The organism is Halobacillus sp. A5 (assembly GCF_024189315.1).
In the GTDB taxonomy this organism is placed as follows: Bacteria; Bacillota; Bacilli; order Bacillales; family Halobacillaceae; genus Halobacillus_A.
On record NZ_JAIZEO010000004.1, the window covers coordinates 157,124 to 171,670 of the forward strand.

Annotated in this window: 14 protein-coding genes and 1 pseudogene; 4 read left to right on the forward strand and 11 right to left on the reverse strand. The window is 40.8% G+C overall.

The window, feature by feature from the left end; genetic code table 11:
• Nucleotides 1-14 precede the first annotated feature (14 nt).
• The 7 genes and pseudogenes from LF822_RS16040 to LF822_RS16070 all read right to left on the reverse strand — a co-directional run bounded on the left by LF822_RS16040 (nucleotide 15) and on the right by LF822_RS16070 (nucleotide 3,970).
• Nucleotides 15-437: a hypothetical protein gene (locus LF822_RS16040; protein WP_253925095.1), complete on the reverse strand. Its 423-nt coding sequence runs from the start codon at nucleotides 435-437 to the stop codon at nucleotides 15-17.
• Nucleotides 434-982, reverse strand: a complete 549-nt coding sequence (locus tag LF822_RS16045; RefSeq protein WP_253925096.1) for a P-loop nucleotide/nucleoside kinase family protein — start codon at nucleotides 980-982, stop codon at nucleotides 434-436. Before LF822_RS16045 ends, LF822_RS16040 begins: the two co-directional genes overlap by 4 nt.
• A gap of 171 nt (nucleotides 983-1,153) precedes the next feature.
• Nucleotides 1,154-2,133 (reverse strand): annotated as a pseudogene (locus tag LF822_RS16050) (phosphotriesterase family protein).
• A gap of 236 nt (nucleotides 2,134-2,369) precedes the next feature.
• A complete protein-coding gene (locus LF822_RS16055) occupies nucleotides 2,370-2,843 on the reverse strand; it encodes a glutathione peroxidase (RefSeq protein ID WP_253925097.1) in 474 nt (157 codons plus the stop codon).
• Between the two features lie 186 nt (nucleotides 2,844-3,029).
• Nucleotides 3,030-3,191, reverse strand: a complete 162-nt coding sequence (locus LF822_RS16060; RefSeq protein ID WP_253925098.1) for a hypothetical protein — start codon at nucleotides 3,189-3,191, stop codon at nucleotides 3,030-3,032.
• Entirely contained in the window at nucleotides 3,188-3,601 is a 414-nt protein-coding gene (locus LF822_RS16065; protein WP_253925099.1) for an ArsI/CadI family heavy metal resistance metalloenzyme, read from the reverse strand. The genes LF822_RS16060 and LF822_RS16065 overlap by 4 nt, the downstream gene beginning before the upstream one ends.
• Before the next feature lie 48 nt (nucleotides 3,602-3,649).
• Nucleotides 3,650-3,970: an ArsR/SmtB family transcription factor gene (locus LF822_RS16070; RefSeq protein WP_253925100.1), complete on the reverse strand. Its 321-nt coding sequence runs from the start codon at nucleotides 3,968-3,970 to the stop codon at nucleotides 3,650-3,652.
• Between the two features lie 212 nt (nucleotides 3,971-4,182).
• On the opposite strand from LF822_RS16070, the gene LF822_RS16075 reads away from it, so the two are divergent.
• Nucleotides 4,183-5,166 (forward strand): LacI family DNA-binding transcriptional regulator, encoded by a 984-nt coding sequence (locus tag LF822_RS16075; protein ID WP_253925101.1) that lies wholly within the window; start codon nucleotides 4,183-4,185, stop codon nucleotides 5,164-5,166.
• A gap of 51 nt (nucleotides 5,167-5,217) precedes the next feature.
• Here the strand turns inward: LF822_RS16075 and LF822_RS16080 are convergent, their stop codons facing one another.
• The 4 genes from LF822_RS16080 to LF822_RS16095 are packed head-to-tail and all read right to left on the reverse strand — an operon-like array spanning nucleotide 5,218 to nucleotide 9,820.
• Nucleotides 5,218-6,708, reverse strand: coding sequence for a glycoside hydrolase family 32 protein (locus LF822_RS16080; protein ID WP_253925102.1), 1,491 nt, complete (start codon nucleotides 6,706-6,708; stop codon nucleotides 5,218-5,220).
• Nucleotides 6,709-6,762: 54 nt separating this feature from the next.
• Nucleotides 6,763-7,602, reverse strand: coding sequence for a carbohydrate ABC transporter permease (locus LF822_RS16085; RefSeq protein WP_253925103.1), 840 nt, complete (start codon nucleotides 7,600-7,602; stop codon nucleotides 6,763-6,765).
• Nucleotides 7,603-8,523 (reverse strand): carbohydrate ABC transporter permease, encoded by a 921-nt coding sequence (locus tag LF822_RS16090; protein ID WP_253925104.1) that lies wholly within the window; start codon nucleotides 8,521-8,523, stop codon nucleotides 7,603-7,605.
• A 4-nt stretch (nucleotides 8,524-8,527) separates the two neighbouring features.
• Complete coding sequence (locus LF822_RS16095) at nucleotides 8,528-9,820, reverse strand: ABC transporter substrate-binding protein (RefSeq protein ID WP_253925105.1); 1,293 nt, start codon at nucleotides 9,818-9,820, stop codon at nucleotides 8,528-8,530.
• 241 nt (nucleotides 9,821-10,061) lie between these two features.
• Here LF822_RS16095 and LF822_RS16100 point away from each other — a divergent pair, with 241 nt between their 5' ends.
• The 3 genes from LF822_RS16100 to LF822_RS16110 all read left to right on the forward strand — a co-directional run bounded on the left by LF822_RS16100 (nucleotide 10,062) and on the right by LF822_RS16110 (nucleotide 14,510).
• On the forward strand, nucleotides 10,062-11,393 hold the full coding sequence (locus LF822_RS16100; protein ID WP_253925106.1) for a short-chain fatty acid transporter: 1,332 nt from the start codon (nucleotides 10,062-10,064) through the stop codon (nucleotides 11,391-11,393).
• 264 nt (nucleotides 11,394-11,657) lie between these two features.
• Nucleotides 11,658-13,121 (forward strand): YfcC family protein, encoded by a 1,464-nt coding sequence (locus tag LF822_RS16105; protein WP_371925931.1) that lies wholly within the window; start codon nucleotides 11,658-11,660, stop codon nucleotides 13,119-13,121.
• Nucleotides 13,122-13,148: 27 nt separating this feature from the next.
• Nucleotides 13,149-14,510 (forward strand): NCS1 family transporter, encoded by a 1,362-nt coding sequence (locus tag LF822_RS16110; RefSeq protein ID WP_253925107.1) that lies wholly within the window; start codon nucleotides 13,149-13,151, stop codon nucleotides 14,508-14,510.
• The last annotated feature ends 37 nt before the right edge of the window (nucleotides 14,511-14,547 follow it).

Sequence of the window (14,547 nt, forward strand, 5' to 3'; positions counted from 1 at the left end):
CATTTCCACCCTTACTAGTCATCCGTGATGCCGACCCCCGTTCCAAAAACATGAAGGACTAATAAATAGACCGGATAAAAACAGACCATAAATATAATAATTAATCCTGTGGCATCTGCAGGCTCGTCAGCCGGATTGGTGATAGGAAATAAAGAAACAAAAGCAAATATAAATAAGAGAAAATACGGAACCCAAAGCAGCACAGACCAAAATGAGGCCTTTCTGTTTTCCATTAATCGCTTAATTAATTGATAAAACAGGAGGGTAAAGGCAATACAAGCGAAAATGAATAAACCCATACCTCCAATAGCCGCGGCATCCATTTCCCACCCTGTCAAACGACTCAATCGACCGATGTTTAATAATATCTCGACCGCGAGAAATAATATGAAAGCATATAAAGCACTTAGTACGTTCAGATTCACAAAAAATCTCAAGAATATTCATCTCCTTTCCCCCATATAAACCTTGAATTACTTTTTATCTCATCCACTATCCTATCTAAACTCTTGATATTAAATCCCGAGGTGTCATAGAAAAAACGGTGATTCAATGGTGCGTTTTCAAATTCATGAAGTAATTCCAAGCAACGTTCTCCCATTTGACTTTCTTCTACTCGAAGCGCATCTCTTCTGAGAAGTTCCTCTTTCTCCACCCATAAAACTACATAATTAACTTCTACCCCTTGAACTCTGGCTTTTAATTGCTCTGCCAATTCAGCTGCTTCATGGGGAAAAGCGACGTAATCAATAATTACGGCTTTACCTGACAGGAGAAAATTGATACTTAAATCAGCAATGTTTTTCCAAGTTAAACTAAGCAGATCTTCGTCTTCCCATGGAGGACGATAGCCGCCTACGATCATGTGGTTAATTGTATCTCCTTGAATATAAGCACTGTGGTCAAACGTTTCAGCAAGTCTTCTTGAGGTTGTAGACTTACCTGCGCCCGCCGGACCAGAAATTAAATAAATGTGTTTCATTTCCGCTCCCCTTTTTATTTGTTTCTCCAATTATTTCAAATTCACAATTTTTCCACAAGATGCTAATACTTGCAAAAAACCGGCTTCTTTTAAGCGAAACCGGTTTTTGTCTCATGCGCATTTTTAAAACAGATCGAGAAGGGCATTTCAGAGAGCATAAAACATCATGTGTCAACACGCAAACAGCCGGCTGACGTTAGATTTAAAGATTTGCTGGATTTGCTCCTCCGTAATGCCTCCTTTTTCTTTTAAGGAAGGCAGTATACGTTTAAACAAATGATCAGGCTGCCAGTTCTGCAGCAGTCCGGCTAACGCCTCAGGTAAAACAGGCTCCCTTCCCCACCATACATTAACAGTATCATGAGAAAGAAAGATTTGTTTTTCATAACCCGAAGTGAGCAATCCACTGAGCACCGCCAATCTGGCTTCATCCATCGGTGCCCCGACAATTCCCTGCAGCCCCCAGCGGTCAAGTGCAATGTACGCCCCATGCTTAAGTACTTGTAAATGCTGGTCGAGGTCCGTGGTCCCACACATATGGCCGATCACTACTTTAGATAGATCAGCCCCCTCATCTTTTAATATTTCAGCTTGCTCAGGGCCCATTGTTCCTTCCTGCGTATGTGTCAGCAGGACGATATTCGTTTCCTTCTGGGCCCTTACTGCTGCCCTGAAAAACATTTGCTCATATGCTGTAATTTCATTTTTACTCGAAGCCAGTTTAATAATCCCCGGCTTAAGACCCGTCCCTTCAATACCATTAGTGATTTCTTCCATGAACATTTGATAGATTTCTTCCTCGGCAGTTCCGAGCTGCTGCCGGAACTTAAAATAAGGAGTCGCTCCTTCACCTTCGTAGTAAAAGCCCGTAGCACAAATAATATTCAAGCCGGTTGCTTCTGCTACGGCTTGAAGCAATTGAACGTTACGTCCACATTCATTCGGAGTGGGATCAACCACTGTGTCCACACCCTGCTTTTGAATTCGTTGGGCCACCTCAATCCCTTGCTTCTTCTTTTCTTCAAAATTAAACCTTCCCAGCGTCATATCACCTTGAAAACCTGGGTACCAAAAAAGAAATGCTCGTGAATCAAGGATCTTCCCAGTTTACTGGATTCAACAGGACCTGTGACAGTTTCGACGATTCCCATTCATCCACCCTCCATTTCATATTTCAAGCAGTTAAAAAGAAACCTAAACTCTCCTTGAGCTTCAATTCAATATACTAACCAGATAGTATGCAACTTTAATATATATTTACTTCTCTGAAAATTCAACGGGCACTCATTTCCTTCTTGCTCAAAGCATTTAAAATTCCATAAAAAAAGAAGGATATTTTCCCATTTGGTTGAGAAAACTCCTCCTTCTTCATTCACACTACACAACCTCATACCAGGGATTTGATATCTTCTTCTATAGCTTCCGGCTTGTCCTTTGGTGCGTAACGCTTCACTACGTTACCCTTTCGATCAACGAGAAATTTTGTGAAATTCCACTTAATTTCTTCATTTAAGAAGCCTTTTTGCTGATCTTTCAAATACTTAAACAAAGGATCTGCGTCTTTCCCTTTTACATTAATTTTCTTTAGCAGTGGAAAAGTTACCCCAAAATTAATCTTACACGTTTGTTCCATCTCTTCATCAGATACAGGCTCCTGTTTCATAAACTGGTTGCTCGGAAAACCGAGCACCTGCAGGCCAGCGCTGCTGTACTTTTGATGCAGTGCTTCCAGGCCTTCAAACTGATTGGCAAACCCGCATTTCGTTGCAGTATTTACGATGAGAAGGATGTCTCCTTGAAAATCGGCCAGCTTCAATGTCTCTCCATTACTTTTTTTCACGGTATAATCAAATACTGACATATCTCTTTCCTCCTTTGCTTCCATCATAATACAGAAGCGGAACGAATAGAATTTTCAGGTACTAGTTTGCGGGGCTTTCCTCCCAAGTTGTGAGCTGAATGAACTATTATCAAAACAACATAAAGAAACGTCCAGGGGGAGATCCCTGAACGTTTACTGTGATCAATATTGTCCGTATTACTGTGATTAGCAGCAGGTTGGACAGCAGGCAGCTGGTTTGTACTGCTTCCAAAACCTTACCTGCGGCCATTTCATTTGCTTTCTGGGCTGAGTTACAGCAGGGCCGAGTTTTTGCCCCTCTTCTTTTAATTCTTCCATGCGCTTTGCCATTGCATATACGTTCATCATTTTTCTACCTCCTTATTGCAGCATGCCTTTTCTTTCCTCTCTGGTTCGACATCCTGTTTCGTATAGAAAAATTCCCACTCATTTCCGTCGGGATCAGTAATCCAAAATTTATCCTGAAGGGCGTAGCAGCAATTTGTATCCTTTTCCTCACGTGTGAAAAGCCCCAGCTTTTCAAGACGATTTTTATGATGGTCAATATCCCCCGGGCTTTCAACCTGGATGCCAAAATGACCCACCTGGTTACCGGATACATGGGACGTTACATTGAGTGTAAAATTAAACTGTAATTCCTCCGGTAAATATTTGGCGTAGTCTTCTTTAATTTTGACAGGAGCTTCTCCAAAAACGTTGTTATAAAACTGAATAGACTGTTCCAGGTCCGTTACATGTAAACCTACGTGTACGTTCATTCCAATCTCTCCCTTCATCAATTTTTTTTGATTTATTGAACAAAAAAATTACTCACGTCGAAACAAGCAGCAAAGTTCTTCGGATAATAAATGATTCAATTGGGAGTGGTTTAAGGTGTAATAGCTCCAGGTCCCTCTTGTTTCTTTTTCTATAAGCCGGGCATCCATTAGAATCTTCAAATGATACGACAGCTTAGACTGAGGCAGCTCGAGCTTTTCGGATAAATCACAGACACATACTTCGCCGTGTTGAGTAATTTCATGCAGGATGTACAAGCGTTTCTGGTCTGCCAGCGCTTTAAACTTCTTTTCATAGGTACTGAAGGTTCTTTCCAAAGAAAGATCTTGAAAGGGAATTTCCTTGCTCATTTCCCTCCCTCCTTAAATCAATTTTTTTTGATATTTAAAGCTTAAGATAATGTATGCAGAAAGTCAATATAATGCATCAAAAAAAATTGATGTATTCTTAAAGCTCTTTATTTAATATGTTATATCCAATAAGGTATAATCATTTTTATAAAGATGAAAGAGTTTTCATATCCCACCTCCCACTACTAATCAATAAAGGAGATTCACATATTATGAAGCCAAAAATTCAAGACGTGGCTAAAGCAGCTGGTGTCTCCCCAACAACAGTATCCCGCGTTCTCAATAACCGTGGATACATAAGTGAAGAAATGAAAAAGAAAGTTTATACTGCCATGGAAGAAATTAATTATATTCCAAACGATTTAGCACGATCTTTATATAATAAAAAAACAAATATTGTTGGACTCATTGTTCCAACAACAAAAAACCCGTTCTTCGGCGAACTCGCTGCTGAAATAGAGAACTACTGCTCGCAAAAAGGGTTGAAAGTTCTTCTTTGTAACAGCGTAAATAACATTGATAAAGAAAAACAGTACTGGGATATGCTCAGAAGAAATCAAGTAGATGGTGTCATCGTGGGGACATACAACCGTGGTCTTCTTGATTATGAACAGCATAACTTACCGACTGTCGCGATTGACCATTATTTATCGAAAGATATTCCCGTTGTAGGTTCAGACAATTATAAAGGCGGGAAGCTGGCTGTAGAGAAGCTGCTGGAGTCAGGATGTCAACGCATTATCCATTTAAACGGGCCTTATGATCTTGAAACCCCTGCTAACTTTAGAAGGAAGGCATATGAGGATATGATGGCTGAGCGCAATTTGCCTTATACCACCTATGAAATTCCAGGGGTAGTCGATACGGAGCAGCACAATCGAATAATTAAACAGCTCTTTGATGAACAGCCGGATATGGACGGAGTTTTTGCCAGTGACGATATATTAGCTCTGGCCGTAATGCGGGAAGCAGAAAATAGAAAATTATCTGTACCAGAAAAACTAAAAATTATAGGCTATGATGGTACAGAAACCATTCGTACCATCCACCCTAGCCTCACCACTATTTGTCAGCCGATTCAAACTATCGCTGAATCAGCCGTTTCCCTTCTGCAGCAGCAAATTGAAGGAACAAAACCGATTATCCAGGAAGAAATCCGACATGATGTCTCTCTTTATGAGGGTAATTCTATTTAGAGATCAACTGAAAGAAGGGAAAGACTGAGTTGATCAGTCTTTCCCTTCTTTTTATTCTATTACCTTTTTTAAGAACCATGTCTCCACTTTATCTACAGCAACCCTGGTTCCTTCCGTAAATAATCGAGTTCCTTTGTTGTTTAAATCAGAATAAATGCGATTCGTTATCCACCCCTCTCCATCAGCAGTGAGAACTTCTAATGAGCATCTATCCATAAATAATCTGAGTGTAAGGTTGTCTTGTACATCAAGCTTTGTTTTATTAATACCAGGATGTGTATCTCCCCCGGCTACAGTGGTGTCTACGACTAATTCTTTTGTTTTTAAATCGTAGTACACAATTAACTTTTCTGTTCCGTCATTCGAAGCCCTTAATTCCATTCCTATCTTTCCATAAGATTCAGTGTCTTTTAAATCAAAATCTATTAACATTTCAAAGCTATGATCTACATCGTCTCTAGTTATATCTACAACTTCATTTGAGTTAAGATGCACCTTCTCACTGCACTGATAATTCTCTCGTAAGCCCTGAAGTTCAGGAACAGGTAAAAGCTTCACTTGACGGTTATCGTCTAGAACAACCTGTCTTGGGATCGTCATAGCTCCTGCCCAGCCTTCTGATTTAGTAGGAAAATCTGTCTGCCACGTATCCATCCAGGCAATTAGTATTCTTCTTCCCTGTTCATCTTCGAATGTCTGGGCAGCGTAAAAATCATTACCGTTATCAATTTCTTTCACTGATTCAGGAGTAAATTTACCTTCTTCATAATTCATTTCGCCAACCATAATGATATTTTTTCCATTGCTCATATTCATCGGAGAAACAATCAAGGCGTGTTTATCCTCAATAGGGAATAGATCCGGGCATTCCCACATATCCCCCTGATTTTCTTCTGCTGTTAAGGCTTCCCCTTCATATGTCCAATCGATTAAATCCTTAGATGTATATAAAGGAATCGCACCCTTTCCATTTATACTCGAGCCAACGACCATATACCAGTCCTCGTTATGCCTCCATACTTTAGGATCGCGAAAATCCTGCGATAGATGTTCTGGCGGCTTTTCAATGAAAGGATTTTGACTGTGCTTATTAAAATGAACACCATCTAAAGAATATGCTGCTGCTTGAACCTCTTTTGGTGATTTCCCTTCCACGTGCCCCGTATAAATTAAGTAAAGTTCTTCGCCTTTAGAAACGGCACTCCCTGAGAAGCAGCCAATCTCTTGATTACCTTCATCAAAATCATATTCCTCTGAAGGTGCTAATGCAACGGGTTGATGCTCCCAGTGAATTAAATCTTTGCTTACAGCGTGTCCCCAGTGCATCGGTCCCCAGTCTGCTCCATAAGGGTTATGCTGGTAAAATAAATGATAGATTCCTTTATGCTGAATCAGGCCGTTAGGATCATTAATCCATCCCGACGGAGCCATAAAGTGATAGTTTAATCGATAACGTGCAGCTTCGATTTGCTTCTTTCTAGCTTCCACCCCCAGAGTGGCTTGCTGCACTTTTTGCTCATGTGTTTCATTCGTTAATTTCATAGTTTTCCCTCCATGATATGCTATCCGGTTGTCACATAAATTAAAAATTAATACTTACTTATTACCTGTTCCTGATGTTCCCAGCCCCTGAAGTAAATATTTTTGCGCCACGATATAAACGATAATAAGTGGAAGCGTTGAAATCGTTAAGATGGCCATAATCTGATTTGTAAACACAGGCTCTGTTGAGTTAATATTCGTAATCGCAACCTGCAGAGGGAATTTCTCGCCATCGGTTAAGATCATCAATGGCCAAATGTAGTCATTCCAGCTTGCGATAAATGAAAGTGTGCCTACAGTTGCAATAGCTGGTTTAGACATCGGCATCATAATTCTCCAGAAAATTGACCAATTGCTGGCCCCTTCAATTTTAGCTGACTCAATTACTGAATCAGGTACAGCAATGAAGAAGTTCCTAAACAAGTAAATAAAGAACGCGTTAGCGATCATAGGTATGACGACAGCCAGCCGGCTGTTGACGAGCCCTAAATTGTGAATGATCGTAAACTGAGTAATGATGATTGTTTCTACCGGGACAATTAATAGAGCCAGCAGCAGGCTGAACAGGACGTTTTTACCGAAGAACCTGAACTTCGCGAATGCATACCCTGCCATTCCATTGATCACGATAGAACCAACAGTAACAATGCCTGCGTATAGAATACTGTTGAACAAATAGTTAAAAATATCAAACCTTTCAAAGAGCTCCGTATAGGAGGCCATCCATTCGGATAATTGAAAGGAAGGAAGCAGAGACTTAATGCTGTCTAAATCCTGGTAAATGCTTTCTTCTGTTTTTAAAGAAGAGGAAATCATCCAGATTAGAGGAAACACGAACAGAAAAGCTAAAAGAGTTAATAGTACATTTTTTATTCCTTTTGTCACTCTTCGCATCTAAATTTCCTCCTTTGCTAGTTTTCGCTGTACAAATGTAACTACCGCAATTAATACCCCAAATACAACAGTCATGGCACTGGAGTATCCAACTAACCGATCCGTAAAACCAGTTTGATAGATATAATAAATCGGTGTCATTGTTGAGTTCAGCGGGCCACCCTGTGTCATAATCATTGGCTGAATGATTAATTTAAAGGCAGCGATCAACGTTGTGAATACAATTAAAGTAGTAGTCGGTCTTAATAAAGGGAGAGTAATATGCAGGAAGCTTTTCCATTTTGTAGCTCCATCTATTTTCGCCGCTTCATAGACCTCTCGGGAAATATTCTGAAGCCCAGCGAGAAAGATCAACATTTGGTAGCCAGCTCCCTGCCAGGCCGAAACAAACACAATAGCAAAGATCGCCTGATTAGGACTCGTTAAAAACGGCTGCGCATCAATTCCGATGCCTTGAAGCATAGAATTGATTAATCCATCGGAAGGATTCAATAAATACAGCCACAAGACAGAGATGACAACTAAAGACATAACCACCGGAGAAAAGAATGCTACTTTGAGAAAAATATTACTTTTTTTGTTGTTGTTAATTAGTAAAGCTAACCCTAAAGCGGCCCCTACCTGCACGATAATAATACAAACAACAAAAATAGAAATGTTTTGAAGACTTTTCATAAACACAGGATCACTAAAAAGCTGAGTAAAGTTACTAAACCCAACAAATTCCCGTTGGTCCGGCGTAAGGAGATAATAATCAGTAAAGGCATAATAAATCGTCAATAATGCAGGTAAGAATAAGAAAATCCCTAATAGAACCATGGCTGGCAGCAGAAAATAAAATGGCTGAATATGGAACCTGATTGTTTCTAAACTGAAGGATTTTCTTTTCTCACGTTTTGCGTACTTATCAGAGTACTCCATTACATTAGTTCCTCCTATCTATGGCTGTCTGCATTTCCTGAGCTTTTTCATCAAGCAGCTGCTGCAGTTCATCCGTATTTTCGTAGAATGAAAGACCGGTTACTGTTTGCTGAAAAGCACGTGTTACTTGCGGATAGGCAGGGATTACAGGACGCGGCTGTCCGGATGCAGTATTCTGCTCAATCAACTTATTCATTTGCGGTGTTACTTGATCTTCCAGCTCTTCTGCTGCTGAATATCGTGCAGGAAGTACAGTGTTTCCTAAACTAATATCTCCGAGTGCCTCGGTAGTTGTAAGAAAATCAATCAGTGCCCCAGCGGCTTCTTCATTTTCCGCACTGGTTGACATCGCATACTGCCAGCTTCCTGTAGGGGAGACAAGTTCGTTGGTATCCGGAGAAACTGGATAAGGCATAATATCGTAATCGATATCTTGATAACTAGTTTCCAGCATCTGAATCGACCAGGAGCCACTCATCATCATAGGGTATTTGCCCGTCTCGAACCCATTTTCTGAAGGAGAAATGGTCGTATAATTTTTGTTCTGCATTTCTTGAATAAAGGACATGGCCTTCAACCCATCTTCATTATTAAAAACTCCTGTGGCTTGCTCGCCGTCTTCAGAAACAACCTGCCCACCTTGAGACCATAAAAACGGAGCAAAGGCGTACATTAACCATTCACTCTTATCATCCAGCCCCATGTCTATAGCAGGAGTATCAAAGGCCTCGGTCAGTTTTTTTGATAAATCCATAAATTGATCCCAGTCCCAAGGATCTTCAACCGTCGGTAATGAATCTAAATCAATACCTGCTTCTTCAAACATATCTTTGTTGTAAAAAATTCCGACGCCGGACTCCGAGTATCCAATTGCATAAAGCTCATCTTCATATGTTCCCTGATCAATAATACTTGGTAAAAAATCATCTTTATCAGAAAGATATTCCCCTATCGGAGCGATGATATCGGCCTCAGCATAAGCAGCCGTATTTGGCCCGTCTAGAGTTAGTACATCAGGCAGCGTGTCTGTTGATACAGCTGCATTTACCTTATCTTCATAACCTCCCCCGCCTCCGCTTCTTGGAATAAATTCAATATTGGCTTCATAAGTTCCCTCGTATTCCTCATTAAATTGCTGGACAGTGTCAAACATCACTTCACCCTCAGGGCTTTCCTTTGACGTCTGCACCCACATGCTGATGGTTTCTTCTCCTTGTGTACTGTTAGTCTCTTGATCACTACATGCAGTTAAAAACAATGCCACTGCCAGGGCTGCGGCCATAACAACGTACTTCATTACTCCTCCTCCTTTTTTGAAAGCGATTTCGTTTTTTAGATTGTACCCCTGTTTTGATTATATGTCAACCGGATGACATATTGGTGATTACATTATAGTATAAGAAGGAATTTTATTTATTCACTGCTTGAAATTCCGACACTATTCATACACAATAAAATAGATATGAATATTCATTCATTATTAAAGATCTTTTTTTATTTTCTTTTGTAAACGGTTACAAAAAGGAGGAGGACTTTTTATGCTGCGTGGAGTCACTTTATTTTTTGATCGTTTGGTGCAGAGATACCTGCCCGACGCTTTCTTATTTGCGATTCTATTAACGTTAATTGTATTTGGGTTAGGGATTAGTTTTACAGGTAGTTCTCCTGTTGAGATGGTAAGTTTTTGGGGAGGAGGGTTCTGGGACCTTCTAGAATTTGCTATGCAAATGGCTTTAATCGTAGTGACCGGCTACATTCTTGCAAACAGCCCTGTCGTTCAGTCCTTCCTGACAAAACTGGGAAGACTAGCCACCACTCCAGGGCAGGCCATTTTATTAGTAACCTTCGTCTCCGCCATCGCTTGTTTAATAAATTATGGTTTTGGACTTGTCGTAGGAGCTCTCTTAGCTGTACATGCAGCCCGCCAAGTGCCTGCGGTTGATTACAGAATATTGATGGCTAGTGCTTACAGCGGCTTCCTCCTGTGGCACGGGGGATTATCAGGATCAATCCCTTTAACTATCGCCACGGAGGACCACTTTCTTTCGGATACCATCGGCTCCATCCCCATTACCGATACCATCTTTAGCTCAATGAATCTCTTTATCGTTTTTGTCCTGCTTGTGTCACTTCCTTTGATTAATTTATGGATAATGAAATCGAGCGGAGATACAAGTAAAAATAATCCACCCTTACTGGAGAAAGAAGACGCCCATGAAGAAGCAGTCAATTCTGCAGCTAGTTCGATGACGCCCGCTGAGAGACTTGAGAACAGCAGAATTCTATCTTGGCTTACAGGCGGCTTAGGTCTGGCTTTTATTATTTATCACTTTATTCAAAACGGACTCGACTTAAATATCAATATTGTTAACTTCATCGTACTTTTTCTCGGCATTCTTGCTCACAAAACCCCGCGGAGGTTTTTAAATAATGTTACAGATGCTGTTAAAAACGCTGGCGGGATTATAATTCAGTTTCCATTTTATGCTGGTATTATGGGGATGATGGTCAGCTCCGGCCTGTCTGAACAGTTATCACTATGGTTTGTGAATATATCAAGCGATTTCACTTTCCCATTATTTACCTTTATCAGTGCAGGAATCCTCAATTTTTTTGTTCCTTCAGGAGGGGGCCAATGGGCAGTACAGGCGCCGATAATGATTCCAGCTTCGTTGGACCTGGGAGAAGACACAGCAAAAACGGCTATGGCTGTAGCCTGGGGAGATGCATGGACGAACATGATTCAGCCATTCTGGGCATTGCCGCTTCTGGCTATTGCTGGATTAAAAGTAAGAGATATTATGGGGTTCTGTGTCATTATCTTAATTTGGAGCTTCTTCCCCATCGCCTTTGGTTTGTTATTTTTATAAAAAAAAGTGCTTCTCTTAGAGAGAGACACTTCTTTCATCTGGATAGTTTCTATTATTTTTCTATTCCATCCTCTTCTCATGTCATAAAAATTAACACACCCCCCCTCATTTAATTATTTTTCTACTGCTTTTTACTTTAGATTGTCGTATATATCTAAATTTTCTGCAAAATTATAGTCAATTTGCATAATGACTATGTTCTTCCTTCGTAATAAAATGTCATTAAACATTACATTAGATGTAATGAAAGGGAGGAAGGTAGAAATGAGCATCCAAAAGAACGTTGCAGAGGAATACATACCTGTTGGCAGAGAAGTGAAGGAACCACCAAATAAAAACGGATTTCAAATGCCTCATATTTATGTAATCCTTTTTATTTTTAGTGCTATAGCTGCTATCACAACATATTTCGTACCGTCCGGAACTTATGAAAGAATTGATGGTCCTGAAGGTCGGACAACCATAGACCCCGATTCATACCAAACAGTAGAGTCCACCCCGACAAGCCTGATGGATTTTATGCTTGCTTTTCCTAAAGGACTAGAAAGTGCCGGGACCATTGTATTCTTTACCTTTATTATTGGCGGAATGTTTATGGTGCTTCGTAAAACAGGCATTATCGAAAATGCGGTGGATGCGTTAACAAGAACCTTCTCAAATAAAAGTCTTGCCGTTGTTCCTGTATTAATGACTGTATTTGCTGTAGTCTGCAGTCTGATCGGTACGCAGGAACTCAGTCTCGTCTATGTCCCCGTGATTCTGCCGCTTATTATCGCCCTTGGATACGACTCGATTACCGCAGTAGCTATTGCGCTTTGTGCTACAACTGCAGGTTTTACTGCAGGCTTCTTAAATCCTATTAACACCGGACTCGGCCAAAAGTTAGCCGGACTCCCCCTGTACAGTGGATTTGGTCTTCGCTTAGCCGCCTTCTTCGTTATTATTGCGATCGGCTCCTGGTATGTCATCCGCTATGCCAAAAAAATTAAAAATGATCCAACTCTCAGTCTTGTGTACGACGACGATCAAGAAAAAAGAGACCTTTATAGAGACATCCATCACACCAAACGATTCAAGGCTTCAAAACGCCAAAAAGCCGCTTCCATAGCAGCTCTCGGGTTCTTCGGTATTCTCGTTTACGGCGTACTGCAGCATGGCTGGTTCATGCTGGAGATGGCCGGCCTGTTTATTATGATGGGCATCGTTGTCGGCTTAATTGCCGGGTTGTCGGCCAGTGAAATTTGCGAAGGATTTAATGAAGGTTTCAAAAGTGTTTTACTTGGTGCTTTTATTGTCGGGGTAGCCCGGACGGTTTCGGTAATTTTAGAGGATGCCCAAATTATGGACACGATCGTATACGGATTAGGGAATGTAGTTGGCGATTTCCCCTCTATGTTCAGTGCCATAGGTATGTTTGGCATCCAGCTCGCTTTTAACTTCCTTGTTCCATCCGGAAGCGGACAGGCCCTTGTAACGATTCCAATTATGGCTCCTTTAGCTGAAATTATCGGAGTAACCAAGCAAACCGCTATTCTTGCCTTTCAGTTCGGTGACGGTCTTGGAAATATTTTATTCCCCACTTCCGGATATTTTATGGCGACACTTGCTCTGGCAGGTGTCAAATGGCAGACGTGGGTCAAGTTCTATCTTCCCTTGTTCGGCATCTGGGTGGGGGTGGCGATCTTATTTCTCATCCTTGCACAGGCTATCCAATGGACAGGAATATAATAAATAACCAATAAGGAGGAAAAAACAATGGCTGACGTTAACCTATTACCTATTACAAAAGAAAAACACCGTATCCTTGGACCAAAAGCTTACATAGCTATGTGGTGGGGTGACGCTATAATGGTGGGATCCTTCATGCTGGGTTCCAGCATGATTCCTCCTTATGGTGATTTAAATTTGTACCAAGCTTTCGCTGCTTTAATTATAGCTAATATTCTAGCAGCTCTGCTCTTCGCTTTAAATGGAAGAGTCGGATGGAAACACGGCATTCCCATGGTCATTCAGCTTCGTTCTTCTTTCGGTCCAATCGGTGCAAAGATCCCCTCGCTCTTACGTGCGGTCCCTGCTTTATTTTGGTATGGAGTGCAGACATGGCTTGGAGCTCAGGCATTAAATCAAATCTTTCTTGATCTTGCAGGTTTCAGTAACATTTGGGTTTGGTTCTTCACATTCCAGGCATTGCAAATCTATCTATCAGCTAAAGGGATTAAGTCAATTAAATGGATTGAAATATTCGGTGCTATCATCATCATGCTTGGTGTCATATATATGATCTTCCTCTTCCTGACAACATTTGGTTTACAAGTCGAACAATCAGCTTCTGTTCAAGGGACATGGGGTATTCCGTTCTGGCTTGCTATGACCGTTCTGTTAGGTCAATTCGCTGCTTTATTCTTAAACGTGTCCGATTACACGAGGTATGTTCCTAAACGAGTGTCTAATAAAACTTTTGTCGGGGCTCATCTCATCGGGATTGTGCCGCCAATGATCCTGCTTCCTTTAGTAGGAATATTAGGAGCAGCTGCTGTAGGAATTTGGAATCCAGTCGATGTGATGTCAGAGTATATTTCTAATGTTTTTGCCAATATTATTGTGTTATTTGTCATTGCATTGGCTCAGATCACAACAAACCTGGTAGCAAATATCACCCCTACCGTATTTGTAGCTATGGATATCTTTAAAATATCGTGGAAAAAAGCATGTGTTATTATCGGTATTTTAGCTGTCTTTACGTGTCCATGGTGGATTATGAACGCTGCTTATTTCACTTCTTTTATTACAATCGTATCAGCTTTCTTAGGACCTGTGTTTGCTGTCATGGTTGTTGATTATTACATCATTCACAGAGGGAACTATAATGTTTCCAAGTTATACGATTCAGATAACTTATTCTCTGCTTTTAAAGGCTGGAATCCTGCAGCAATTATTGCCATCACAACCGGAACATGCGTCTCTTTTATAAATGTTGACTTAGCCTGGTTTATTGGAATTATACCTTCAGGAATCATTTATGGTGTGTTAATGAAATATTGGATTATTAAACATGAAGGTTATGTCTCAGAGGGTATGGATCAGGGGGCTGCTGTCTATGAACGAAAAGCTCAGTAAGTATTTGCAGTTGGTTCCTTGCAAGGGATATGCCCCC

What these genes read in the sequence shown, in the direction of transcription:
- LF822_RS16105 (WP_371925931.1), top strand. Translation starts at nt 11,658, where the DNA reads ATGAGCATCCAAAAGAACGTTGCAGAGGAATACATACCTGTTGGCAGA.
- LF822_RS16095 (WP_253925105.1), bottom strand. Translation starts at nt 9,820, where the DNA reads ATGAAGTACGTTGTTATGGCCGCAGCCCTGGCAGTGGCATTGTTTTTA.
- LF822_RS16090 (WP_253925104.1), bottom strand. Translation starts at nt 8,523, where the DNA reads ATGGAGTACTCTGATAAGTACGCAAAACGTGAGAAAAGAAAATCCTTC.
- LF822_RS16075 (WP_253925101.1), top strand. Translation starts at nt 4,183, where the DNA reads ATGAAGCCAAAAATTCAAGACGTGGCTAAAGCAGCTGGTGTCTCCCCA.
- LF822_RS16100 (WP_253925106.1), top strand. Translation starts at nt 10,062, where the DNA reads ATGCTGCGTGGAGTCACTTTATTTTTTGATCGTTTGGTGCAGAGATAC.
- LF822_RS16085 (WP_253925103.1), bottom strand. Translation starts at nt 7,602, where the DNA reads ATGCGAAGAGTGACAAAAGGAATAAAAAATGTACTATTAACTCTTTTA.
- LF822_RS16080 (WP_253925102.1), bottom strand. Translation starts at nt 6,708, where the DNA reads ATGAAATTAACGAATGAAACACATGAGCAAAAAGTGCAGCAAGCCACT.
- LF822_RS16070 (WP_253925100.1), bottom strand. Translation starts at nt 3,970, where the DNA reads ATGAGCAAGGAAATTCCCTTTCAAGATCTTTCTTTGGAAAGAACCTTC.
- LF822_RS16060 (WP_253925098.1), bottom strand. Translation starts at nt 3,191, where the DNA reads ATGATGAACGTATATGCAATGGCAAAGCGCATGGAAGAATTAAAAGAA.
- LF822_RS16045 (WP_253925096.1), bottom strand. Translation starts at nt 982, where the DNA reads ATGAAACACATTTATTTAATTTCTGGTCCGGCGGGCGCAGGTAAGTCT.
- LF822_RS16065 (WP_253925099.1), bottom strand. Translation starts at nt 3,601, where the DNA reads ATGAACGTACACGTAGGTTTACATGTAACGGACCTGGAACAGTCTATT.
- LF822_RS16110 (WP_253925107.1), top strand. Translation starts at nt 13,149, where the DNA reads ATGGCTGACGTTAACCTATTACCTATTACAAAAGAAAAACACCGTATC.
- LF822_RS16055 (WP_253925097.1), bottom strand. Translation starts at nt 2,843, where the DNA reads ATGTCAGTATTTGATTATACCGTGAAAAAAAGTAATGGAGAGACATTG.